The following is a 25123-nucleotide window of genomic DNA, read 5'->3' as shown; positions in this document are numbered from 1 at the left end:
AGCAGTAAAAAGGAGTTGTGATAAATATGGATAAATGGAGAAAAAGAATTGGATACGGGGCGGGCGATTTTGCCTGCAACCTCGTATTTAGTACAATGGCATCCTACCTCCTTTTCTTTTATACAGATGTTTTCGGAATTTCGGCAGCGGTTGCAGGTACTTTAATGTTAGTAACGAAAATCATCGATGCTTTTGCTGATACTGGCATGGGATTATTGGTGGACAGAACGAAAACCAGATGGGGTCAAGGGAGACCTTACTTCATTATTGGGGCACTTCCTTTTGCTGTGTTTACTATTATGACCTTCATCGTTCCTGATTTCAGCATGTCAGGCAAAATTCTTTGGGCGTATATCACTTATTGCTTGTTGAACATTGCTTATACCGTCGTAAATATTCCATTAAACACGATTGTACCTCGGTTAACTTCCGATAATCATGAGCGCAACTGGTTAGTATCAACTAGAATGATCTGCGCATTGCTTGGGACTGCATTAGTAATGACCATCACCACACCGATGGTAAATTTCTTCGGTCAAGGAGATGACCAAAAAGGTTATTTAGTTACAATGACTATATATGGCATTGTCGCTGTGCTTGTCTTTGTGTTCACCTTTATGAATACAAAGGAAGTTGTGCCGCCGACCGTCCAGCCTGGCAAGTCCTCCTTTAAAGAGGATTTCAAAGGATTAACAGCCCCTGCTGCTATATTTTTTATATTAAACTTTCTCTACTTTAGTCTATATGTTATCCGAAATACGACTGTTATCTACTATTTCACCTATAATCTTGGCAGAACCGATTGGCTCACATTTGTAGGGATATTCGGAATTCTTTCCGGATTGCCAATCCTGCTATTATTGCCTTGGCTCCAAAAAAAGATGGCAAAGAAAAATGTTTTGCTTTTAAGCACCTTAATTTATATTGTTGGAGATTTAGTCCTTTACTTTGGAAAAACATCCCCTGCCATGCTGATTGCCGGCTTAACGATAACTGGTCTTGGCATTTACGGCATCTTTGGGACAACATTTGCGATACAGCCGGACGTTATTGATTATTCCGAGTACAAAAATAATCGCAGTATTTCTGGAATGATTGCCGCATTCCAAGGTTTTTTTGTAAAAGTCAGCTTAGGTCTTGGCAGCGCCCTTGTAGGAGTTTTCCTTAAAATCGGTGGATATGTACCTAATGCAACACAAACTGAAAGCGCTTTAAAATATATTGAAATCAGCTTTATCTGGGTTCCGCTTATTATTTGTGTGCTGATTGGCATAACGATTGTTTTCTATAAGTTAGATGACAAACGGACCGAAATGGATATTGAACTCGAACGAAGACGTGCAAAGATTAACAAAAATACCGAGCAGGATGCTTTAAACGAAGCACATTAAGTGTTAAGAGGATAGCGGATACCGCTATCCTCTTATCTTCAATGAAAGCCTTTCATATAAAACTCAATTGCTGTTACTTCTTCGTTTTGAAGTCTTTCACGATTGCTTGATAATAAAGTTTTTAATGCATTCATTTGCTCTGATGATGGTGTCACAAAGCTGCGATTAAAATGATTAATCCACTTCAAAAGAGCAGACTTACCTAATCTGGAAACTTCTCTGTTTTCACATTGAACATAAAAACTTATACTATAAAAAATTGCTTCCCATTTGGATAAAGAACATAATAAAATGGCTATATTATATTTAGTATGTTCATAGCTTGCTTCCTTATAAATATCATATAAATAATCCTTTATATCTTCGTAATAAAGCTGTGCTATTGCCTTTCGTGCAGCCTTGGATATGCCTATCATTTCCGATTGCAGAAGCTGAATAAATTCTTGCTTATACTTTGCTCCATCTAACTTCGATATAGCATGGATAGCAGCTTTTGTGATGGAAATACGGCTGTGATACAAGTACGGCTGTATTAGCTGTGCTTGTTCTTTACTGCCTGTCTCCCCTATTCCTAATAAGCTTTCACGAATATACTGGTTAGCATTCAACATACCCATATAAAAGCTGCTGAAATCTATGGATGTTTTTTGCTTCTTTAATAAAAATCTAGCAAAATAGCGAATAGTACTGCTTTTGTCTAAAAGTGCCGCTTCCAATTCCCTGCCACTTATTTCTGGAAAGTAGGAGTGAAATACCTCCAATCCCTTTAAACGAATCGAAGGAAACTTATCTCTTTTAAAAATGGAGTAATGCTCTTTAAATTCATGAGCTTTGAGACTACTTACTAATTCATTAAACAAACTTTGCCGCACAAGAGGGTCCTTTTCCTTTTTATATAGGTTTACTAGTAATTCCTTATCATATAGATTTGCGTGCATGATCATTTGATAACAAAAATACCGGACATTCCTATCCTTTGCGCTTGTCCCCTCTTTCAGAAAAGGCAATGATTCTGGCTGTGATAAAACTTGAGCAACTTGTTGAAAAAGATGCTCTTTCTTAAGTTGCCACTTAAAAACAAGAGGAAGACTTGAGACAATTTCAGCCATATACTTATCATTTAAGCGACGCTCCACATATTTATCAGCTGCTCCCCTCACTGCTGCAACCCAATCCTTACATCTCAAAAGTAAAAATGGCCACTCTTTACCTGAAGTGTATTGATTTAATAGAATTAAAGCTTTTTCACGGAAATAGCCATTTGGGTGAAAGCTGCACAACCCTAAAATAATCACTCTCTGTTCTTCCGGCATATTTGGCAATAATAAATTCTCCGGGTTTTCCTTACTCCAATCCATGGACCAGTCTAATGAAGTTCGTTCTCGAAACAAGGCATCAAGTTTTGCCAATTCAAGGATGGTTAAGCACGCAACATGTTTAGTAAGCATACTAGCTGTTCTTCTTTTCAACACATCAGAACGTGTTAACAATAAGGGAAAAATAGCGGGAATTCTTGTTAGCTCGATATTGTCTGTATCTTTAAGCAGTTCTTCTATATAGCCATCTGAAAATCTGTCTGCAGGATTGTCTTTTTTACGTTTAGAAAACGGCCATTTCAATGGATATCTCCTCCCAACGGAAACCTAAGGCTTTAGCAATTAATCAATTATCTCCCAAACTCTTTCATCTTCTATCGTAAGCATCTTATTGAAAACTCCTAACGTTCTTACAGTTAGTTTTTCTCCATTTTCGAAATAAAATTCCTTTTTATAAGTTGCATAAACGCCGAAATTAGATAGATTAGAAGTACTGCTGCTTATCATGATATTGTCTAATGAGCATATTTGATTTGAATTGCAGTCAAGTCCATTTGTTGCAATTAACCATTGATCAAATTCTGTATTTGAAGGGGTAGTAAACCACATAAAAACAAATAAAACTATAATAATACTCGCTGCCACATACCTCTTTTTCTTGAACAAATCTATTATTCCTTTCTACAATAATGTGGCTATCTTGATAAAAAAAGATAGCTGCCAACTTGGCAGTTATCTTAAAGTTTCTTGTTTCGCTGCTAAATACATACGGTTCTGTATCCCGGTAATAAAAGAAAGCAAAAAGCAAGCTGTGGCCGTTAGGAAAGTACATACCACCCCAAACTCTTCAGTAAGCCATCCTAAAAAAACAGACGAAATACCGAATGCCGCATACATTAAAGTCCCTCTTGCAGAAAACACTTTAGCAAGCGCCTCTTGCCTAACTGCTTTCTGGAAAATGGAAACCTCAGCTACGTCTTTAACCATCTGAGGAAATCCAAATAACAACGAAATGATTAAGGCAATCCAAGCATTAGAGATTAGCGCGAAGGCTAATGTAAGAATCACTAGTAAGAAGGTGGACCAGATAATGTAATACCCCAGCTTTTTCTCCAGCTTATCTGCAATTCGATAGACAATTAAACCACCAAAAAACATGCCTGCAAAGAAGGATGCATTTATTATCCCCCACCAAAACTCTTGCTTATGAAGAACTTCTTCTACATATACATATAAAATCGCAGCAATCCAAACGCCATTAGCAAAGGTTTCAAAAATATTCATTAAACTAATAGATCGGAGTTGTCTATTCTCCCAAATAATTATCCAGCCTTCTTTAATGGAGGACCACTTAGAAATAATCACTTCGTTTTTTGGTTGCTGATCTTGTTTAATATAAAACATAAACAATGAAGAAATAATGAATAAACAGAAAGTCAGCCAAAGAAGATGATTCCCTCCCCAAATAACTAACAGTATGCTCCCAATCGGCCAGGCGATTAACTGCGTTATTTGGTCAAGAACAGCTAAAAAACTATTTGTCTTGACGAGTTTCTCTTTTTGTACGAGAACTGGGACTAGTGCATTTCTGGCTGGCGTAGCACATCCATCTAAAAAGGATATGAAGGCAATCAGTATATACAATAGAATCAAGTTATCTAACTGAATCGTCGGTATTAATATACAAAGCAGGAAAAGCAGCAGCGTCTTACCACTTTGCGAATAAAATAAAATCCATTTCAGTTTATATTGATCAAGAATAATCGGCGCAAAAAAACCGCTGCATAATGCCATAATGGTGATAACAAATGGCACTAGCGACATTAATGTTACAGAGTTAGTTGCTTTATAAACAATTGTTGTTAAACTAACTGTATAGATGACATCACCTAGATTAGCTAACATTTGGCCAAGCCAAAGAAACCTAAATGACATCTCATTTTTAAATTTTGACATAGGTAGCCCTCACTTCTTAATTTATTAAGTTTTAAGAAAGCGGGGAATTCTACATTGGATAGCCTCCTGTCAAAATATTCTAAATCAAGAATACCATAAATCTGTTTATTTGTACCATTATTTGTTAGAAAAAAAGCCGCCTAAAGGCAGCAGGCAAATATCATTGTTTTTTATACAAATCCTCCGACGACAACCATTGAACCAATTGTTCGTATGGATAATAGGTAGTTCCTTTTAATACCAATTTAGGTGCATCAGGATATTTTTCCAACAGTTCTCTAACCTCTTCAGGACGTAATCTTAAATAAACAAATAAATCTCGTTCTTTAATTAATAAAGGAGTTCCTGATGGACTGCCTTTAGGATTTTTAAAATTTTTCAAACCATTTCCGATGAAATAACCCAACAATGCCAACCCTGCACCTATCCAGAAAAAATCAATTTCCACGTCTTCAACCCTCTCTTTTTTTATCATTAATACGAGTATCAACTGCAAAAAGTTACCTATTTGTTGCGAATGGATAAATAATATTTGCCATTTGCCAGCACTAGAACAATGCTCATAGCTATTATGGAGAAAATTTGTGAATTACCTGATGAGATGGAATAGAATGTGGCGAACATAATTGCTATTAGTAAAGCTGTGCAAAAAAGATGATATGATTTATAAAAACCTATTAACATCACATGTTTTTCTCCATCATCAGCGACGTTTAATAGGGCATTACCATAATCTTTATGCGAAGACCTTGGAATGATTGGGCGATGTGGTTGCACCAATCTATACAGATTCATCATAATTGACATTAAAATGCAGCAAATTAAAACGGTAATTAAGGAGAGTATAATAATTACAATTTCTTTATTGGTAATGAGCGTAATACATAACGCTAGCAAAGAAAAAATGAAATTAGAAAAAGTCAATAACGCATAATCTGAAAGCTTTTTATAAATTTGGATGTCTATTGCATCTTCTTCCTCTCCATCGACATCTTTATTATTTAAACTAATAATCTGCTTGTATAATCCAAAGCTTACCCCCATTACAATCACAATAATAATAAATATTGCAATTACAAACTCATCTACATATGGATCAAAATTTATTTCAAAGCCTTTCAAGATCAGAATCGAGCTAAAAAACCCGAGAATTGCACTAACAATGATTTTAATCCATGTTCTCATCATTCATCCTCCTCTATAAAAAATACATTTTCGACAGGCTCATTAAATATCCGGGCAAGCCGCACTGCAATTAATAGCGAAGGAATAAACTCCTCCCGTTCAATTAAACTGACTGTTTGCCTGCTTATCTTGGCAAGCTTGGCGAGTTGAGTTTGATTTAAACCGTCCCGTGCCCGCAGCTCCTTTAAACGACTTTTCATAATTTTCTCACCTCATACATTTATTGTAAATTATGCATTTTGTTTTGACAAGTATATTTGTCAAAATGATAATTATATTGGTCAAATTAATAACAAAAAAGACATCTTACTCTTTGTAAGATGTCTTTTTTGTTCTAATATAAGAATCATATATTTCTCCGATAATTCCTTTAAATTGGTGAACACCTGTATTACCATTAGTCATGATAATTAACCCTCTTCTTAACTTAGGGTACGCTACCATCATGCATTGAAATCCACTTCCCCAACCTAGTGATGAAATCTCTCCGCCTTCGAGAAACACGCCAAGTCCTGTCCAGCTTCTGCAGCCTTGTGCGGTAATTAGTTCTCTTGCTGCAGTTGGAGAAATGCCGATTTTACTTTGATCACCTAGCGCATTCATAACTTCTATTACTAATAGTGACAAGTCAGCTGCAGTTGTCCAAAGTCCTGCCGCTGCGGGATATGGATATAATGGATACTTTTCTTGCATGACATTTCCATCCTTGTCATGGCCACAGCAATAATTATGGGATATGTCACTTATACGGCTTGGATAACGGCTGTTCGCCATTTTTAATGGTTGAAAGATGAACTCCTCTATAATTTCTTCTATTTGTTTTCTAGTTACATCCTCTATGAGCAGCTGGATAATACAATATCCAGCATCCGAATATTGAAAGTCACTTTCTGGTTCATACTGCACTTCAATCGGAGACTGGCAATATGGCGTTTCACCAGTTAATATTTCTTCCATAGTGGGAAGAACCGTGTCTTTTCGTTCTATAAAACTATCTTTAGGATCTTGTATCCCAGATTGATGACATAACAAATTCCGTAATGTTACACCCTTTTTTTTAGTTAAATAATTGTTGGGGATTTTCCATGATGTCAGCCTGTTATTTACATCCTCATCTAAATCAAGAATCCCTTGTTCTGATAGCACCATTACCAAGACAGCTGTTAAAAACTTGCTGATGGAACAAGCACTGAAAAGGGAATGATTGTTCACTATTTTACTCGTACCTGCTTCAAGAACACCATAATTATCAATTTGGGAAATCTGACAATCTTTAATAACAGAAACACTTAAACCTGCTACATTATAATGCTTCATGCGCTCAGGGATATTTATGTTTTGCACTGTACCACCACTCCCTATTTTTAACCAAATGATACCAGATGAAATGATATAGTGAAATAGACTACGCCACTATTTAAAAAAATGCACCTGATTTTAAAATCAGATGCATTCATTTAAATGATCATTATCGCTTTAACACAAGCACATTCACCGAATTTGCAGCTAAAGTAACCACTATACCATTACCCTCAAGGCTTATTTCTGTTTCTGCTGGTACAATCAGCTCTGCATTTTTCTTGTTTACATTCGGAGTAGAAATTAGCGAAGCATCTCCCGTAACTGTTATCATCTTGCCGGTCTGATTGACAACTATGTCTTTTAGTTCTAGCTTCGTTGTTTTTTCAAATGGATCTGCATTTACGAGCTTCACATATACATGGTTATCATCTTTTGTGACAGAGTGGTAGATATCCCGATTATAAGCTTCAAGTTTATAATCTAGCACTTTGCTTTTGAAGGTTCCGTCTGTGTATGAACAGATGAGTCGATTGCCTGTTTCTCCGCCGTAATTAACCGTAATTAAATAAGGCGTATTAACAGCAAGCTCTTCATAGCTGCTGGAGCGGAGATTTCCTGCTGCGGTGCTGGATGAGTAATCGCCTAGTCTATAACCTTCAACGCCTTGCTTATAAACCTTCACTCCTGTTGCGTTGCCATTATAGCCGATCGCATACTCCAGTACATCCTTTTTCTCTGGCGAAATATCGGTTAATCCGACACCTACATATATACCGTCATTGCCAGAGACCTTCGATGCTACAACTTCTACTTTATAATTCGTCCATGCTGCATTTTGGATATACAAGCCGTTTAGACCACTGTTTTGCGGCTTTAATACTAGGCCTCTTTCTTTATCAAGCGTATACCCTGCTGCACCTGGAATCATCTGCCATGCAGCATGCAATTCTTCTCTGAAATCTTGTTGGAACAATACTTCTCCGCTTTTGTTTTCAATCACCTTAACAGACTTCACTTCAACCTCTGCATTTCCGGAAGCTATTTCAATGCCGCCTCTTGCTGTAAGCTCAGTCAAGCTCCCATTTTGGTAAGAAGAAAAGGATGTTCCAAGCAATTTCGTACCAAGATATTTTCCGAACAGCTGTTGTACATAATAATTTGGCGTATACCAGACTGTTTCGTCATCAAACCAAATCAAATCTGGTGTCCAACGGTAAGTTCCATCTGTAAGTACTTTGTTGAACAGTGGTGCATAGGCAGCCAGACGGACAACATCTGAATTTCTTTCAAACCCAGTCATAATGGCTGCTTCAGCAACTGCACCTGCTAATGTATTCTTGTCAGTAGACGCAAACTCGCCGACAAACACTTTTGAAATTTCTGCCTCATTTATGCTGCCATCAGCTTGATAAGCTCTATAGTAATAATTGTATCTATCTGCGTTATTCAACAGATAATCATTGGAACGATAGTAATGCTCATCTGCGATTGTATCCATATAATTAGGCTGTGTTTCATACCATGTTACTGTTTCTTCGGTAACTGTTTTGCCGTCTGTAAAGCTGACGTTTGCTGCTTCTATTAAGTTACCGCTTAAGAATTTCCAGCCTTCCTGATAGGCATCATCATCCGCTTGCGCACCAACTGTTGAGATTATTTGCAGGTTATGGTCTGGGTAATGCTTCACCATATACGCATCAATTGCTGCTTTAAAATATTCAAAGTTCGCAAAAAACTCTGTACCCCAGTTTTCATTGCCAACCCCTAAATAAGGAAGTTCAAATGCTGCTTCATGGCCCATTTGTTTACGCAATGCTGCCCATTCATTACCTTCAAAATCTGTATTGATCGCAAAATCAATTAAATCTGTAAAGCTCTTAACAAAGTAATCTCTTAAATCCCCGCCTGCAGGATGGACATAATCAGAACGCGCTTGACAAAGCACACCGCAAGCCATAACCGGTAACGGAATTGCGTGCAAGTCCTCAGCCAATTGGAAGTACTCCATATAGCCTAGACCCATGGTCATCATATAGCCCCAAACATTAAAGTTTTCCTTACGCAGTTCGATAGGACCGACAGAGTCTTTCCATTCATACACATTCTCCCATATATAAGAGCCCTCTGAAATACAGCCGCCTGGAAAACGAAGGAAGGTTGGATGCAGATCTGCTAATGCATTCACTAAGTCTTTCCGCAGTCGGTAGTTCGGATTTCCTTGATAATTTTCATGTGCAGTTGCTGATCTTCCTTCCTCACTAGCTCCCCAAACATCCTGTGGCATTAAGGATACCATATCAATTGAAATGTCACCGCTAAATGTTAAGGCCAGCTGTCCAAGCATGGACTGCGAACCTGTAAGAACAACACTTTCATCTACCCCGTATTTTTTCCATGTGTTGTTGTTGTCAACATGAATCGTTACTGTGTCGCTGATTGCTGCACCATCTTTATCCTGAAGCTGCAGATGAATGCTTCCTTGATTTTCTGCTTTTGCCCAAATAGTAAAATTGTATTTATCTCCTTCTTTAATAGACATAGCACAATGATGATTAGAATCAGTGAAGCCTTTATTGATAAGTGTGCTGCCATTTGGAACAGTAAGATAATGTGTATTAACGTCTTTATCCATTATGTCAAAAAATTCATTTAACCCGCCTGTATTGTGGATGGTAACAGACTCGATATCGCCATACCAGGCATGAAGCGGCTGATGATTTCTTCCTGTTGAACAGCCGCACACACCGGATGTATGCGAATATGTATCGAATAAAAAAGATTCAAAGGAACGATTTTGGACAAGTTCGGCATATATTCCCCCGTCTGCGGCGTTATTAATATCTTCATAAAACAAGCCATATAATGTCTTGCTTATATCTAAGATTTCTTGATTTCCGTCGATTGTTAATAAATGAGATGGAACTCCTTCAGGCAGGACAGACAATGAGAATTCCTTTTCCGCTGTTTCCGTTCCTTTACGCAACACAGCTGTCAAAGTAACTCCTTCCGGCTCGCTAATTTCGCCTAATTTCCCTTCATCTGACAGTAAGCTTGGATTACTTGATTTCCATGTGACTGCCACCTTCGCTCCCATAAGACTTTCAGGAAGTGTAACATCCTTTGAAACGACCGTAATTGGAAATGATAAATATTTATCTCTGGCAAGCTCGACAATCTCCGTATCAGAAAGTGTTTCACACATCACTTCAATTACTTCATCTTGTGTTAAACAAGTCTTATATACACGGAAATCGGACAACGAGCCGCAAAAGTCAGCATCTGCCTCAAATTGCGATTTTCCAATAAAATTATTGCTGTAGTTATCTTGATCAGTAAAAGTCTCAAACCATTCGCGCAGCTTTGCATATGTACCGCTCGAAGTCTGGCTGATTGTTCCGTCTGCAACAATTTCACCATTCACATAAATAACTGGACCTGCACTGCTTAACGTTCCACCTTCTGTGCCTCTGACTGTCATCGCCACATGTAGCCATTCTCCAGAAGAGTATGTTCTATTAGCATCAGCAATTAAATCCGAACCAGCAAAACAATTGCCCCGTAAATTTCTCGTTAAAAATAGGTACGGTCCAGTTTCCCCTTTTCCGAAATCAAAGATTCTTTCCCAAACATTGGACCCTTTCCCTAAGGAAAGCCAAGTGCTGACGGTCAATCCAGTCTGATCGGTAACTCCTTCAAGCAACCCAGCTGGAAGCTTTAAATAGGATGTCCCGCTCGCTCCGCCTGATAACGTAACAGCACTTCTCCCGCCAACAGTTTCTGCCACTGGTTTAATCTTCCCTTCAGCAGTTGCATGATTTTCATATTTGGAACTGTCTCTTCCTATATTATCTGCATCATTAAATTGATATTGAGCAACAATTGATTCAGCCAATGAGTTACTTTCATCGTTTCGCTTCATTTAGTATCTCCTTTAAAATTATTTAAGCGCTTACTTAAAACACTTACTTGTATGCACCAAATACCATTAAAACCAAACTTATACTTACAACTATTATAATATTGAACAATGAAATTTTCCAATATAATTTACAAATCTAAACTTAATATTCGAATAAAATTATCTAGTTAATAATTTTTATACCTATAACTCCCCTCTTTATGGTTCATTTTAATTAGACTAGTAGTTTTAATTAAAAGAATATTAAAATATTAAATTGACAAACCAATCTACAATGATTATCATTCTCAATATAACTAAAATATAGAAAAAAGAGGGGAAAAATGTACATAACATCTTTTAAAACAAAACCTGTCCTAGTTGCTGCACTGTTTTCTTTATTCCTAGCTGGATGTTCAGCAGGTCAAGAAAATACAAATAGCGAAAATGTAGCTACACACTCTGTTACACATGAGCTTGGAACAGCAGAGGTTCCTGATAAAGCGGAGCGAGTTGTTACATTAGAGCTTGGCTTAACAGAAACGGCTGCTGCTCTTGGCGTGATACCAATCGGTGTTGCAGATGATGATAAGCCAGAAAGAATTGCTGAAGATACAATGAAATTAATCGATGGATACACATCAGTCGGCACACGTGCCCAGCCAAATTTAGAAGTAATTAGAAGTCTTAATCCTGATCTGATTATTGCTGATGTTGACCGTCATGAGAGCATTTACGAGGAACTACAAAAAATTGCGCCAACCGTTGCTTTTAAAGACGATGCCGCAAACTATGAAACGGTAGTAGAAACTACAACAAAGCTAGGTGAAGCATTAAATAAAGAGTCTGAAGCAGAAAAACTGATTACACAGCATAATCAATTAAGTGAGGAACTAAAATCAAAGATGGAAGTAACGGATAAGACAGTATTACAAGCAGGATACAGTGAAGGAAATGTATTTAGTGTATCGACTTCCTCTGCTTTTACACCTGGTTTCTTAACAACGCTAGGTGTTAATTATGCACTGCAAGATGATACTGCAACAACTCAAGAGCTAACGATTGAACAGCTTCTTAAAATCAATCCGGATACATTAATTGTGACCATTACGGAAGATGCTCCTTCTGTTTTGGAAACATTAAAAGAGGATCCTTTGTGGAATAAGCTGACTGCTGTCAGCAGCAAGCAAGTTTACGAGGTTGGTCATAATGACTGGTCCCGCCGGAGAACATTGTTAGCTATTGAGGATAATAAAGAGAAACTTACAGAAATCTTACAAAATATGAAAACAGAAAATGCAGAATGACTTTATAGTCGTTCTCTTTTTTTGGAGGTGAAATTCCATAGCTTCCCGGTTTAATCTATCATTCGTGTTTGCAGCAGGACTAGTAATTCTGCTAATATCCAGCTTTTTTTCTTTAAAGATTGGTGCATTTTCCTTTTCATCCACCCAAATAATAACCGATTTGTTTTCAAACTCAGAATCAGAGTCTGCAATCATTCTCCAGGATGTTAGAATGCCAAGATTACTTATTACTATGATTACTGGAGCAAATCTAGCTGTTGCTGGGGCATTGATTCAAGCGTTAATGCGCAATCCTCTTGCTTCACCGAGTGTACTTGGCATTAATGCTGGGGCCTCTTTAACGGTAGTATCTTGCTTAGTATTCTTTCCGGCGATTACCGGCTATTGGCTCATCATTACAGGATTTATCGGTGCTACTGTCGCCGCATTGCTTATTTTTATCATGAGTGTGGTATTTCGAGGAGGAAATATCGCTGTTAGCATTTCACTCGTTGGCATTGCTATTCAAGCGTTTTTTTCGTCTGCAACTCAATCAATCTTAATATTTAATGAAGAATCCATCAAAACAATTCTTATTTGGCTGGCTGGTATGACAGCAGGTTCCACTTGGGACGATGTCTATCTTCTGCTGCCGCTTAGTTTGCTGGTTTATTTTTTTGCCTTTTGCTCCCATCGCTCCTTGTCCATATTGCTGTTAGGAGAAGAAGTCGCCATTAATTTAGGGCAAAGACTTGTGGCGATCAAGCTTTATGTAAGCATACTAGTCATACTGCTCGCCGGCGCAACCGTATCCATTGTCGGACCGATTGGCTTTGTCGGCTTAATCATCCCCCATATTGTCCGCTACTTGGCCGGACAAGATTATAAATGGGTGCTTCCATTAAGTGCTTTATATGGCGGCTGTTTATTAGTTGTTGCAGACATCCTTTCCCGGTTTATCATGTTCCCTGCAGAGACACCGGTAGGAATTTTAACCGCCTTATTAGGTTCCGTCTATTTTGTCTACCTGTCACGCACTAAAAAAATGAAAGAGAAGAGTTGAGTTATGTGAACTATAAACGACATCCGCTTTTTATTATGATGGGGTTGTGTGTAGTCCTCCTAACCCTGGCTGTTATTAATATTGGTCTGGGAGCAGTGCCCATCCCACCACTTCGAGTCATCTCTTCCTTGATCGGATTAGGAGAATACAACGAAACATACATTATAGTTTTTTACAGACTGCCCCGAATTGTCTTAGCCTTACTCGTTGGCGGATGCTTAGCTGTTGCTGGTGTAATAGCTCAATCAATATTACGAAATCCATTGGCTGCACCAGATACATTAGGTATAACAGGCGGAGCAAGCATTGGAGCAATCGGGTTTTCCCTGCTGTTTCCGGCAGCGTCTCCCTCCCTGACAGGTATCGCCGCTTTTATCGGCGGCACTATTGCTGCGGCAGCTGTTTATTTACTAACCTATCAACGCACCGGTACCGAACCTGCCCGATTGGCGTTAGTCGGTGTTTCTGTTAGTGCATTTTGCGGTTCATGTGTAGAGCTCTTTATTTTAAAGATGAATACAAACCTGCAGACATCCTTGCTTTGGCTGAACGGCAGCTTATTTGGACGTACATGGCAATCGGTAATTGACCTCCTGCCATGGGCAGTTATCTTAATAACTGTTACTCTTTTTCTAGCAAAAACTCTCGATATTTTCATCCTAGGAAAAGAATCGGCAATCGGTCTAGGTATCAAAACAGAAACGGCCACTGCAATTTTAATGGGATTATCCGTCCTATTGACTGGTGCAAGTGTTGCTGCAGCAGGAATGATTGGCTTTGTCGGACTAATCAGTCCCCATATTGCCAGAAAGCTAGTTGGCACAGTTCATCATTATCTTATTCCAACAACCACATTAATTGGAGCAATAATGCTGCTTTTTGCTGATTGTATCGGGAGAGGAATAATCCCTCCAATTGAAATTCCAGCAGGGATTGTCACTGCCTTAATTGGGGCACCAAATTTTCTATTTTTGCTGTGGAAGCAATCGTCGAAGAAGGGATTGTTGACTCGGTGAAATTCAAATGGAAAAGGAGGAGCAATTATTTTTGCTCCTCCTTTTTTAACTCAATCGCACCGTAAAAGTAGTAATACCACCTGGAGTACTTTTCACTGTTATCTTCCCTTTATGTTTCTCTACAATCGATTTAGCAATAGCTAAACCAAGGCCGTTTCCACCATTTTTCCGCGAACGGGAAGGGTCATTACGATAGAATCTGTCGAATATTTTTTCTAAATGCTCTGATATAATCCCCTCTCCCGTATTTGTTACCTCTAGTAATATTTCATTATGACGCTTTCTTAAATCTACTGTAATTAAGCCTTGAAGATTTGTGTACTTAATAGCATTATCTATTAAAATCATCACTAGTTGCTTCATTTGCTCCACATTACCAAAAGTGTTTAACTCAGGTTCGATATGATACTCAAGATTGACTTCCTTTTCATAGATAACACCTTCCATTGTCAGAATGACACTTTCGACTACTTTGCTTATATTGAAAGGAGCAAAAACTAAGTCAGAGCGTTTGTCATCCATTTCTGCCAGGTAAAGCAGGTCATTGGTAAGCAACTTCATTCTTTCTGTTTCTGTTTTAATGTGATGAATCCATTTTAATTGATTCGCAATTAAATCTTCCTGATTGCTCAATAGTACATCTGTATTGGTATGAATGACAGATAGCGGTGTTTTTAATTCATGAGAAGCATCAGAAATAAATTGCTTTTGCTTATTAAACGCTTCCTTGACTGGCGCGATATAACGGTTAGCCAAAAACCTATTAACTATAAACACGATAATTAGCATAATAATACCTACAAGAATAAAGGTATAAATTAAATTATCGACGACTTTTAACTCGGCCGTAACATCAAGCGCATAAACATAATAGCCTGACTGATTTTCTTCCACCATATATGCCCAATTAGTATCATTTAGCTTTAAGCGTCCTTTAGAAGAGTCACTTGTTGATATCTCCTCTATAACTCTTTCATAGAATGCATTATCTAGGTCTAATTTAGATTGTGAAGATAGTATATTCCACTTGTCATCTGTCCGCAGCTCAAAGCATGGTAAAAGTTCATCCTTTGAAAAGCCGGTTTGTTCACCTTGAGAAGGTGGTGATTTGTCATCCTTGCTGATTTTGCTTTTTTTGTGATAATAATCAGATACCATTTCTAGATTAATGTTTATATCACTATTTACTTTTTGACAAGTAATAATGTAGATAGAGATAAATGCTGCTAGCATAATAATGATGATGGTAGCCATGTTGGCAATTAAGAAGCGATTACGTAATTTTGTGAACATCTGATGCCACCTCCAAAATATACCCGACCCCTCTTATTGTTTTTATTTGGACGATTGAATTTAAAAAAGCTAGTTTTTTTCGTAAAAAAGAAATATATACTTCCACATTATTATGTTCAACATCTGAATCAAGCCCCCATAATTTTTCAATGATTTGCTCTTTCGATGTGACCGTATTTTTTCTAATTAAAAGCAGCTCTAATAACTTGCCCTCTTTTAAAATTAATTTCAAATCTTTGCTTTTACACATTAACATAAGGGTAGACATATTTAACTCCAGATCACCAAATTTCAAGGAATCTTCTGGAACTACTTCATTATTGCGTCTTAGTGCCGCTCTTATTCTTGCCAGCAGTTCATCAGTAGCAAACGGTTTTGCGATGTAATCATCTGCACCATTATCAAGTCCTGAAACTTTATCTGGAACTTCTCCTTTTGCAGACAGCATTACAACAGGAGTTGCGATTCCCCTATCTCTAATTGTTCTCAAAACTGTTATTCCGTCTAGTTCAGGCAGCATAATATCAAGCAGTATTAAATCATAAATGCCGGTGAGGATAAAATCCAGCCCTGTTTCTCCATCATGCACCATGTCCACATAATAATTGTTTTTACTCAGAATTTGCGCTAATGCTTCAGCAAGACCCACTTCATCCTCGACGATTAAGATTCTCATTATACTTCCCCTAACCTAGTTTAATAAAAGTCTAAAAACATATTTCATGAGGATAATCATAACACTTTTCAAAGTCAAATTTAAAATTTATTCATTGATTCTTCCATTTAAGATTCATTTAAGGTTCGGTTTATAAGATAGTCTTAGCACAGAACAGAAAGAAAAGGAGGAGCTGCTGTTACTTTTACTTCCAGTACGGACAAAGGATCATTAATTGATTAAATATGTAATGCGAAGTCTTTTGGGAGTAATTAATATGTCCATCTAAATTTAAATATCTATAATAAAAGGAGAATATAAATGAAGAAAAAATATATTATTTCAATAGCAGCAGTTGCTGTACTTATACTAGGAATCGGAGGCTACACATTACTTAACAGCTTTATGGGAAATAATGTGGAGATAAACTCTGTGTTAGATCAAAATGAGGAATCTAGTACATCTGAAGCAAGTGCAGATTCTGATGCAACACCTGTTTCTGCAGAAGATTTAAACGGTGATTGGCAAATTGCTGACGCTTCAAGTGTATATTGGTCTGTTACAACATCACAAGAAACAGTTAACTTTGTCAATGAAGAGGTAACAGGCAATTGGACAGTGGATATAAATGACCCAACAGCAATGTCTGGTGAAGGAATTGTCGATATGAATGCATTGGATTCAGGGAATTCCCAAAGAGATGATCATGTCAAAGAAGGCGCTGAGTATTTAAATGTTACCGAATTTCCAGAAGCAACATTTGCGACAAGCACCTTTTCAGAATTACCAACAAGTTGGACAGAAGGAACTGTTGTACCCGTAACGATAGATGGAACAATCACTATTAAAGGCATCGAAAAGGATGTGCAATTTGAATCAGAAGCAATGTACCAAAACGGGCAGCTTCTGTTATCAGGATCTACTGTTGTGACATTCGCTGATTTCGGAATGGAAAACCCACATTCAGTAGCCTTAGACACAGAGAATGACCTTACTGTACAGTTGGAGCTTGTATTAGATAAGGCATAATAACTGATAAAGACGCCAATGGATGTTGGCGTTTTTGTCTTTTTTCTCGGGGTTAATAATCATTCCATTCTAATCTGCAACGCTTCCCTTTACCATGTTTACAAAGCATCTAGATTTTTAGTTTTTCTATTAAGTAAATAAGGACCCTTTGTTAGTAATGATTAAAATTTAACTGCCTGATATTATTAACTTTCTAGTTTTTTCATCATAAATTTTGTAACTAATTTCAACCATATGATCTTTTGTAACTGTCACTTCACAATAGTAAGGGATTGATTTTCCATAAGCATCTAGTTCAGGAATATTCCTAAAGGAAAACCATTCATCTTTGTTGAGCATGTTAAATTCTGCTGATGAAGAGCGACCAGCTGTATCTATTTCAATAACACATTTTCCAGTGACAACATCATATTCCTTTAGTACAACATATTTCACGCTTGGAAGAGTAATCACTAGCATTAAAACACCTATCAATAAAACTCCACCATTTTTTATTATTTTTAATAATGAATAATCCTTACCACGATAAATTACAATAAAGGAAATAACTGCTGCTATTACAAACAGCACTCCGAGGCTAAGCATCAAGTAGTATAAAAACATTTTTCTCTCCCTATCATTATTCTTCTGTTGCTTATATTATAGCATCGCTCTTCCAGAATCCTACCATTTCAAAAAACTCACTTCGAGATTTTTATCCCTTCCACACCACACCTAATAGAATAGAACTTGGTAATTATGGGATGAGTATCCCGAGATAGATTTAATTTTTTTAACCTTCTTTTACCTAACCTTCTATCTAACATAGAAAAAGCCTGAATAATAATATTTTCTGAGTTTATAGCTTGCTCAATAGTTAGAGAATTGTAATTGATTAGTGCTGCATAAAGATGGTAACTTTGAAAAATGCTTTGCGTTATCATAATCTCTTCAGCAGCATCTGAAGCTACTAATAATTCTCTTCGTTCGAGGGAGTTAAGCATTACATTCCAATCTTGGTTATAGGGGATTTCCTTTAGTACTTTTTCATCCTTAATCTGTTGATATAGCTTCTCATGTTTAACTGCATATGTAACATCAGATGCTGTTAATATTTCATGTTTGTCCAAAGTAATCCATACCCTACTTGGACTATCATGATATTTCCGATAAACCGCTGCATGTATTTGAATTCTTCCTTTTAGCTTATCACTTAGAAAACCTTCCAATGTAGTTTTCAACTTACTCCATTGCAAAACATTCACCTTCACTTTTTAATCTGTCTAAATATCTAAACGCTCTTGGAGAACTAATCTGCATTTTGTTTATAATACTTAATCTATAACTCTACTATCATTCGTAATAGAATTAGCGATAACCTCACATTTTTTTATAGCCCAGCTATAATGACTAGCAGTGTTTGCTGTGAAATAGCTGTATAAGTTTGTTGTTTTTGTCCACTTATAGTATTTTTTTGTCATGATTTCTTCATTAGTATGTAATTTAATAAGATTCGTGACCCTTCCATGGCTTAGCTTTAATTTTTTTATCGCTTGATTTAATGTTACATCTTGATAGTTAGCCCAAATTTGCATATTTAACTCTTTCAGATTACTCCATTTAAATCCTGGTGCCGGCATACAAGGAATGTCCCCATCCATACCTTCTCTGTGCCATCTTTCAAGCATTGCTTGCCACTCATAAAGATGCATTAATACATCACGAAAATTCTTATCTCTTTCTTGAGTTTCAATAGATTGAGTCCTTTTTCTGCTAGGCAATGACTCAATTATTTCTAACAATGTTTTCAAATTTATATCGCAGTTTATTAATAATTTTTCTTTTTCATTTTTCATAGGCGTATCCCCTCACTTTTACTATATATTAACATAAGAACATACGGTCTTTTATTGTACTTTCTAAAAAACTGGAAAAATCTCTAAAATTATGTATAAGAATAAATAGATATATATTATTTTTTACAGAATTTTTTTAATTGTTAATTTATAATATATATTGATACGTTCTTAATAAAGAAGGGAGTATGTTTGTGAAGAAAAAATTTTGGAGAAAAAATACATTAATTATAATTTGTTCTATCCTTATTGCTGGAACAGCAGGATACTCTGCGTATTTACAATTTTCTAAAGCTGATGTCAAAGTTAATGAAGTAACAGCCACAGCTGAATCGGATTCAAACACAAAAACATTTATTGAAATTGAGGAAACTAATGCTAAACCAGTTGAGGAAGAGTTCCCGCTAAATATTGGTGAAGGCGAAGTGCAAATAGCAATACATAAAATGTCACATCAAAAAATTGAAGCAGATGAAAAGTGGGGATTTTTGCCGCTGACTCAAGAGCGAATCAAGAGACTGATTAAAGTTGTTAACAGCGGTAATTATGAACACAAATCTCTGTATTTAGAAATACTTAACCGCTGGTCAAATGGAGACTTTTCACAAGCAGATAAAGATCATAACGCTATTTGGAGGCTGCAAGGCGGTTCAGTCGGTGAAGCGACAGGTGTATTATCAACAGAGGAAGAAAAAGCGTTTATTGAAGAGCATTTTGATGTGGATTAATGACATTATGACTTTTGAACAATGATACCTTATTTAAACTGTTTGTCAGCTACTTATGGTAATTATTCCGTTCTGTGCCTAAACATATTTATTATGATTGGATGGACTATAAAAGCATGTTTAATTTTTCAATACATGCTTTTATTACATCTTATTTTCTTAACTAGAATAACCTCTAATGCAAATGGAATTACTTAGTATCAAAGTCTTTCTAAAAATAAACGAACCTGTTTTGGAGTATTAATTATAACCACTTTCTTATGTTTAGATAAAACCTCTAGACTTTTCAATATAACAGGTCTTTTCGTATGTGGATACTTCCAAATCCACTTAAAGAATGCAAAAGAAAATCTTTCTTCACAGCCTTCTCCCATATCTGGCCTAGTTTTATGATGATATTTTAGTATCCTTTTAATCATTCTAAACATACAAGTCCATCTAGAAATATCAAGAAAAATTATTGTATCTGCTGCATTCAGCCTTATATCCATTGTACCGCCATAGTTCCCATCGATAATCCAGCTTTCTTCTTTCACTAATTCAACTTGAATATTTATTTGTTCATTTTTCGGGACGCCAACCCAATTAGGCTTCCAGAATAATACATCAAGATGATATACCCTCAAATTTAACTTTTCCCCTAATTGCCTGGCCATAGTTGATTTACCAGATCCACCAGAACCAATCAATACAATCTTCTTCATTCATATTACACCTCCCCTATAATGACAAAAAGCCGCCATATGGCAGCCTTCGTATTAGTTAAATCAAATTAACTTAACAAACCATGCTACATAATATGCAGCTGGTATAAATATTAGTTGTGCAACAATCGTACCAACAAACTTGGAACCTATCATTGTGAGAGAGTAGCTTTTTAGATAAATGTAATCAACCTGTTTCTTCATGACTTTATCTGCTAGAACAGATGCTTTTGGGTCTATAAATAAAGTTAGCAATATGGTCGCTATTCCATTTATGATGCCAGATGACATTAAAGCAGCCGGAGCATACGTTTCAGGTACGAGCATTGAAGCATAAATAGACGACAAAACACCAATCGTAAACACTGCAGAAATAACTACATTAATGATAAAAAGTCGTTTAGGAATAGTCTTAAGAGTAATCCCTTTTAAATATGTAAACCTCGGAAGACGAAAACACATTACCACCTTTTTAAAACCATTTTTATTAAAATTTTTTATAAATAAAGCTACAACAGAACCACTTTGTTGAGAAAGTTGAATGATGGCTCTCGAGAAAATATTAATGAATGTAGGAAATAAAAATATTCCTAACAATACACCAAAAGATGTAACACCTATCAAAACTCTATATTGCTCTTCAATGTAATGCATTGGATTAATACTTGGTGCTTCTGCAATAAGCTTTGCTGTTAAAGGTTGTTGAAACATCGTAGAAAACCTAGAAACAATAAGCAATGTACTAAATAAAGATAAAGCTGTTGCGATTAACTTTACCCTTGCACCTGAAATTCTAGTAGAATATGCTAATGTTTCAATCATTGTTACTAACAATAAAAATAATGATATTAATAAGACTTTACCTGTAACTAGATCCATAATAACTCCTCATTAGTTAACTTAAATATCTTAGATTATTATAGACCATTATACAAAAATTGATAATATAAAGACTCCAATCTTAGGAAAATAATATTAAACTTATTAAATAAAATCATGAAACTTTACATTATTGAAAACGTATTAAATACTAACAATTAAACGGAGGTGAGTTTTAATATGGAAGGTAAAAAATGCTCAGAGTGTGGGGGAACTTCTTTTTCTCAAGGAAGTGACTATATTAACCTTAGACCATTAAACAAAAAGATGGCAATTGGTTCTGAGAAAATCTATACATACTGTTTAAACTGTGGAGAAGTTATTTCTATAAAGATTGTGAATCCCAGCAAGTTAACTTAAATTTGTTATTCATTGTACCTTTTTCTACAGGTACTTTTTTTGTTTTTGAAAAAATTAAGTTAAGCTCGTTTTTGTTAGTTAAAATTCTATCTACAGCAAAAAAACATTTAAATTCCCCTAATAACATGATGATTTGCATCAAAACAAGTTGTTTCTGCAGGAAAGGTCTGAGTTAAATCATCTGGAATTTTGTCATACTTCAAAAAAGTTTCCTCCTCTGAAACAGTAAAAGTTAAACTATAATTTTCATTCAATAAAGCTGCAGTAATTTGAGCAATTTTTTTATTAGGATTTTCCCCATAAATTATGCCATAAACTCCGCTATTTGTTTTTATATCTACATATGATACTTTACTGGTACCATACCCTGACATTTTTATTTTATATTTTCCATTCCATCCTTTATTTAATTGTGCGTAACCAGTATATTTATTATCTAGTTCAAAAAGCACAACAGAAGTATTTGAATTTCCCAATGTGACTACATCTAAGACTTTAATCTTAACTTTTTCTTCCTCCCCTCTATTCTCCCATTCAGTTAAACTGGACTCTATTGATTGGCTATTAGCATCAATAACGTAATCATTATTAATATAGAAATAAAGAAAACCAACTAATAGAAATAAAAATAAAAAAGGTATAAATATTACTTTTTGCTTCATTAAATATCCTCCAGATGGTACTAACTTCATCAAACAAAATACTAGCCCTATATTGAAAAACCAAATGTAATTATGTATAAGGAAAAATCGATTAAATGTGCTAAATCCAGCCTAAAAAGCTACCATACCAATCATCCGGCCTACTCCATATCCAACTAAAATGATTGAGAATCCTATCATTACATAAATACTAACTTTAATAAATTCACTCTGTTCATTAACCTTCTTTAATATAGCGTTATAAATCCCCATAATATTATTACTCCTTCTATATCACTGCTCTAAAACAGATTATTCTAAAGCTGTTGTTAATATTAAAAATCCTGTGATGTTGACATATACTATCTTGTTATATTTATATACGTTTCTTTAACTGTTTGGTTTCACTTAGAGGTATATTGATAGACTGTTGACATTATAAGGACGCTCTACATTCTTTCGGACTACTCCTCGAATAAAATAGCTTTCCCATTTAAGGAAAGCTCTATGTTATACTGACCTATTGCTAATTTAGACTTTATTCTGCAATACATTCGTCCGGATTCATCTTCAGAAGTTTCCATTTACCATCGTTCATTTTCCGAAATTGCGCGATTTCTACGTCTGTACCATTAGTTAAAGTAAAAAATAGAAAACAATAATAAGCCCCGTCAGTACCAAGAACATAAATATTTTTAACATATCCCTGCTTTACTGTTGGATATCTTTTCTTGATTAATTTACACCAATCACCATACTTTACATCTACAACGGATTCGGCATTATGTTGCCAAAGATGATATGGAGCACATAAAAAATCTTCACTGAACTGCTGAATATTGTTTATACGGTAGCCATTTCCTTCAAAACTAAGCTCCATAAATCCATATGAGTAACCAAAAAATTCAGCAGCTGTTTCTTTAAAACCATGGATTGTTTCTAGTTCATAAAAAAAACGTAATTCTTCTTCACCTGGTAGCCTGCAAAGCTTAATAAGACTAATATGTCCTATCCCTGCAAATGAGTTAATGAAATCCTCATAATGAACTTTACCTCGTAATGCATTACTAAACAAATTGTAGGCAATTGGATATGGCGTCTTTGCATTTCCAACTGATCCACAGCTTCTGACATATAGATTTTCTGCCTCACGCAAAATGCTAAAATAATTAACAACAGTATCTTCAGGAGTTTTAGTCAACTCTGCGGGTAATTGTATCTGGTTATAGTAGTTCTCCCCAAATTGGTCAAAGAACTCAAAATTAAATCTTAAATTTAATGCTGGTAAGCAGGAAGGCCGGAAATATTGTTGTTGATGTGCTTCTTGGTCCAATTGATTCTGGTTTCTTAATGACATTTGAATCACCTCATTTTAGTTTATGGGCAATCCGTTTTTAGGTGCAAATCAGCTTAATATTCTATATTTCAAAATTACTTATTTCCATAAGTACACCTTTCAAAATTTCAACAGATTCTATAGGAAGTCCATCCAGCTCTAAACTGTGATTTCCTCCTTCTACCAGATGGAAAGTCAGTTGTCGATTGTTTTTCAATTTTTCAAATCGTTCCGCAATGAAACAACTGTCTTTATCACCAATAATACACAGTCCTTTATTTTCACTAGTGACCATTGCTTTAAATACATCATCTCTTTGCAATAATGGAGTTAACCATATAGTTTTTGCATCTTTCAACATTTTATTATGAAGCAAATAACTCAGAGCTATCGTTCCTATTGATTTTGCCACTACAAAAATATTTTTGTATTTCTTGTTCTCAATGGCTTTGTCGATTGTACGTTGTATTTCTATTGTAAAATCCTTTTCACTTAAGTAAGATAACTCTTGCTTACTGAATGAATAATTAATATGTAATATATCAAACCCTTTAGTGTAAAACAAGCTTGTTGTAAAGTGTAACAACGGAGCCTGTGTAGTGTAGCCCGCCCCTGGTAAGATAATAACTAAATTATCCGCTGTTTCTTGCTGTTCTATTAATCTGAATGGAATACTGTAAGAATCAAAAATTTCTTTATTAGTCACTGTTTTATCACTCCCAATAGTTTTACGGTTCTCTAATTTTTTTCTTAAACTATTAATTAGTTTCCTTCTTCAGTACGCACGTTATTTCTGTTGATCAAAACTTACTTCCGTTTGCTTCTCAAATGTATTATATGATCCTAGAATCGTTAATTCACCTTCAAAACCTTGCTTTGTCCATCTTGAATAAAAGCCTGGATTTTCATCATCAAATTCTGATTTAATATACTCACTCTTCCACCCTAGTTCAGGCAGTTTATTAACATAATACTCATAGACTTCATTCAAGTGGTCCCCATTCCTAACATAATTTACTCTTGTAGGTTCTAAACCCTTAAATAAAGGTATATCTTCATGTTGTTCAGGGATAATTGACATACCTTTATAAGTTTCATCTGTCAATTGTATATATACTAAACTCCCCGCAAAAATTACTATTATAGTAATCACTATTAATAACACTATTTTCTTCACATTAAACTCCTTATGTATGTGGTTCTTAATTTACTTTCACCATAAAAAGGGAACAGCCAACTTTATAGTCCTT

General features: G+C 35.7%; 27 protein-coding genes. 7 read left to right on the top strand and 20 right to left on the bottom strand.

Annotated elements, in window-relative coordinates; all coding sequences use genetic code 11:
• Positions 1–26 precede the first annotated feature (26 nt).
• On the top strand, positions 27–1391 hold the full coding sequence (locus LXM54_RS10310) for an MFS transporter (protein ID WP_233315100.1): 1365 nt from the start codon (positions 27–29) through the stop codon (positions 1389–1391).
• 38 nt (positions 1392–1429) lie between these two features.
• On the opposite strand, the gene LXM54_RS10305 is transcribed toward LXM54_RS10310, so the two are convergent.
• The 8 genes from LXM54_RS10305 to LXM54_RS10270 all read right to left on the bottom strand — a co-directional run bounded on the left by LXM54_RS10305 (position 1430) and on the right by LXM54_RS10270 (position 11069).
• Positions 1430–3010, bottom strand: a complete 1581-nt coding sequence (locus LXM54_RS10305; protein ID WP_233315099.1) for a hypothetical protein — start codon at positions 3008–3010, stop codon at positions 1430–1432.
• 39 nt (positions 3011–3049) lie between these two features.
• Positions 3050–3373 (bottom strand): hypothetical protein, encoded by a 324-nt coding sequence (locus tag LXM54_RS10300; RefSeq protein ID WP_233315098.1) that lies wholly within the window; start codon positions 3371–3373, stop codon positions 3050–3052.
• A 66-nt stretch (positions 3374–3439) separates the two neighbouring features.
• Positions 3440–4663, bottom strand: a complete 1224-nt coding sequence (locus LXM54_RS10295) for an MFS transporter (RefSeq protein WP_233315097.1) — start codon at positions 4661–4663, stop codon at positions 3440–3442.
• 160 nt (positions 4664–4823) lie between these two features.
• The gene (locus LXM54_RS10290) at positions 4824–5111 is read right to left on the bottom strand and encodes a DNA-binding protein (RefSeq protein WP_233315096.1); all 288 of its coding nucleotides are present in this window, start codon (positions 5109–5111) and stop codon (positions 4824–4826) included.
• A 56-nt stretch (positions 5112–5167) separates the two neighbouring features.
• Positions 5168–5851: a DUF3169 domain-containing protein gene (locus LXM54_RS10285; protein WP_233315095.1), complete on the bottom strand. Its 684-nt coding sequence runs from the start codon at positions 5849–5851 to the stop codon at positions 5168–5170.
• Positions 5848–6048: a helix-turn-helix transcriptional regulator gene (locus LXM54_RS10280; RefSeq protein WP_233315094.1), complete on the bottom strand. Its 201-nt coding sequence runs from the start codon at positions 6046–6048 to the stop codon at positions 5848–5850. The genes LXM54_RS10285 and LXM54_RS10280 overlap by 4 nt, the downstream gene beginning before the upstream one ends.
• A 106-nt stretch (positions 6049–6154) precedes the next feature.
• Complete coding sequence (locus LXM54_RS10275) at positions 6155–7165, bottom strand: serine hydrolase domain-containing protein (protein ID WP_233315634.1); 1011 nt, start codon at positions 7163–7165, stop codon at positions 6155–6157.
• Positions 7166–7316: 151 nt separating this feature from the next.
• Positions 7317–11069 (bottom strand): alpha-L-arabinofuranosidase C-terminal domain-containing protein, encoded by a 3753-nt coding sequence (locus tag LXM54_RS10270; protein WP_233315093.1) that lies wholly within the window; start codon positions 11067–11069, stop codon positions 7317–7319.
• Positions 11070–11392: 323 nt separating this feature from the next.
• Between LXM54_RS10270 and LXM54_RS10265 the strand changes: the two genes are divergently transcribed.
• The 3 genes from LXM54_RS10265 to LXM54_RS10255 all read left to right on the top strand — a co-directional run bounded on the left by LXM54_RS10265 (position 11393) and on the right by LXM54_RS10255 (position 14413).
• Positions 11393–12355, top strand: coding sequence for an ABC transporter substrate-binding protein (locus tag LXM54_RS10265; protein WP_233315092.1), 963 nt, complete (start codon positions 11393–11395; stop codon positions 12353–12355).
• 64 nt (positions 12356–12419) lie between these two features.
• Positions 12420–13397, top strand: coding sequence for a FecCD family ABC transporter permease (locus tag LXM54_RS10260; RefSeq protein ID WP_233315091.1), 978 nt, complete (start codon positions 12420–12422; stop codon positions 13395–13397).
• A 5-nt stretch (positions 13398–13402) separates the two neighbouring features.
• Positions 13403–14413 carry a FecCD family ABC transporter permease gene (locus tag LXM54_RS10255; RefSeq protein WP_233315090.1) on the top strand — a complete coding sequence of 337 codons (1011 nt, stop codon included), beginning with the start codon at positions 13403–13405 and terminating at the stop codon, positions 14411–14413.
• Between the two features lie 45 nt (positions 14414–14458).
• Here the strand turns inward: LXM54_RS10255 and LXM54_RS10250 are convergent, their stop codons facing one another.
• Entirely contained in the window at positions 14459–15706 is a 1248-nt protein-coding gene (locus tag LXM54_RS10250) for a sensor histidine kinase (protein WP_233315089.1), read from the bottom strand.
• Positions 15687–16382, bottom strand: coding sequence for a response regulator transcription factor (locus LXM54_RS10245; RefSeq protein ID WP_233315088.1), 696 nt, complete (start codon positions 16380–16382; stop codon positions 15687–15689). The genes LXM54_RS10250 and LXM54_RS10245 overlap by 20 nt, the downstream gene beginning before the upstream one ends.
• Before the next feature lie 300 nt (positions 16383–16682).
• On the opposite strand from LXM54_RS10245, the gene LXM54_RS10240 reads away from it, so the two are divergent.
• Complete coding sequence (locus tag LXM54_RS10240) at positions 16683–17390, top strand: YceI family protein (RefSeq protein ID WP_233315087.1); 708 nt, start codon at positions 16683–16685, stop codon at positions 17388–17390.
• 168 nt (positions 17391–17558) lie between these two features.
• Here the strand turns inward: LXM54_RS10240 and LXM54_RS10235 are convergent, their stop codons facing one another.
• From LXM54_RS10235 to LXM54_RS10225, 3 genes are all read right to left on the bottom strand, one after another.
• Positions 17559–17993 carry a hypothetical protein gene (locus LXM54_RS10235; RefSeq protein ID WP_233315086.1) on the bottom strand — a complete coding sequence of 145 codons (435 nt, stop codon included), beginning with the start codon at positions 17991–17993 and terminating at the stop codon, positions 17559–17561.
• A gap of 77 nt (positions 17994–18070) precedes the next feature.
• Positions 18071–18625 carry an SF0329 family protein gene (locus LXM54_RS10230; protein ID WP_233315085.1) on the bottom strand — a complete coding sequence of 185 codons (555 nt, stop codon included), beginning with the start codon at positions 18623–18625 and terminating at the stop codon, positions 18071–18073.
• Positions 18626–18703: 78 nt separating this feature from the next.
• A complete protein-coding gene (locus tag LXM54_RS10225) occupies positions 18704–19225 on the bottom strand; it encodes a ClbS/DfsB family four-helix bundle protein (RefSeq protein WP_233315084.1) in 522 nt (173 codons plus the stop codon).
• Between the two features lie 194 nt (positions 19226–19419).
• Between LXM54_RS10225 and LXM54_RS28255 the strand changes: the two genes are divergently transcribed.
• Positions 19420–19953, top strand: a complete 534-nt coding sequence (locus LXM54_RS28255) for a DUF6241 domain-containing protein (protein ID WP_233315083.1) — start codon at positions 19420–19422, stop codon at positions 19951–19953.
• Positions 19954–20153: 200 nt separating this feature from the next.
• Here the strand turns inward: LXM54_RS28255 and LXM54_RS10215 are convergent, their stop codons facing one another.
• Together LXM54_RS10215 and LXM54_RS10210 are read right to left on the bottom strand one after the other, a co-directional pair.
• Positions 20154–20657, bottom strand: a complete 504-nt coding sequence (locus LXM54_RS10215; protein ID WP_233315082.1) for a DNA topology modulation protein — start codon at positions 20655–20657, stop codon at positions 20154–20156.
• Between the two features lie 63 nt (positions 20658–20720).
• Positions 20721–21536: a lipid II flippase Amj family protein gene (locus tag LXM54_RS10210; protein WP_233315081.1), complete on the bottom strand. Its 816-nt coding sequence runs from the start codon at positions 21534–21536 to the stop codon at positions 20721–20723.
• A 180-nt stretch (positions 21537–21716) separates the two neighbouring features.
• Between LXM54_RS10210 and LXM54_RS10205 the strand changes: the two genes are divergently transcribed.
• Positions 21717–21896 (top strand): hypothetical protein, encoded by a 180-nt coding sequence (locus LXM54_RS10205; protein ID WP_233315080.1) that lies wholly within the window; start codon positions 21717–21719, stop codon positions 21894–21896.
• Between the two features lie 107 nt (positions 21897–22003).
• On the opposite strand, the gene LXM54_RS10200 is transcribed toward LXM54_RS10205, so the two are convergent.
• The 5 genes from LXM54_RS10200 to LXM54_RS10180 all read right to left on the bottom strand — a co-directional run bounded on the left by LXM54_RS10200 (position 22004) and on the right by LXM54_RS10180 (position 25050).
• Complete coding sequence (locus LXM54_RS10200; RefSeq protein WP_233315079.1) at positions 22004–22558, bottom strand: hypothetical protein; 555 nt, start codon at positions 22556–22558, stop codon at positions 22004–22006.
• 111 nt (positions 22559–22669) lie between these two features.
• Positions 22670–22810, bottom strand: coding sequence for a hypothetical protein (locus tag LXM54_RS10195; protein ID WP_233315078.1), 141 nt, complete (start codon positions 22808–22810; stop codon positions 22670–22672).
• A gap of 265 nt (positions 22811–23075) precedes the next feature.
• Entirely contained in the window at positions 23076–23894 is an 819-nt protein-coding gene (locus tag LXM54_RS10190) for a hypothetical protein (RefSeq protein WP_233315077.1), read from the bottom strand.
• A gap of 61 nt (positions 23895–23955) precedes the next feature.
• A complete protein-coding gene (locus tag LXM54_RS10185) occupies positions 23956–24579 on the bottom strand; it encodes an alpha/beta hydrolase (RefSeq protein WP_233315076.1) in 624 nt (207 codons plus the stop codon).
• 81 nt (positions 24580–24660) lie between these two features.
• A complete protein-coding gene (locus LXM54_RS10180) occupies positions 24661–25050 on the bottom strand; it encodes a hypothetical protein (RefSeq protein ID WP_233315075.1) in 390 nt (129 codons plus the stop codon).
• Between the last annotated feature and the right edge of the window lie 73 nt (positions 25051–25123).

This window comes from Bacillus sp. Au-Bac7 (assembly GCF_021341655.1).
Lineage (GTDB): Bacteria > Bacillota > Bacilli > Bacillales > Cytobacillaceae > Niallia.
Note: the sequence above shows the minus strand (reverse complement) of the source record. Positions and strands in the feature narration are given on the sequence as shown.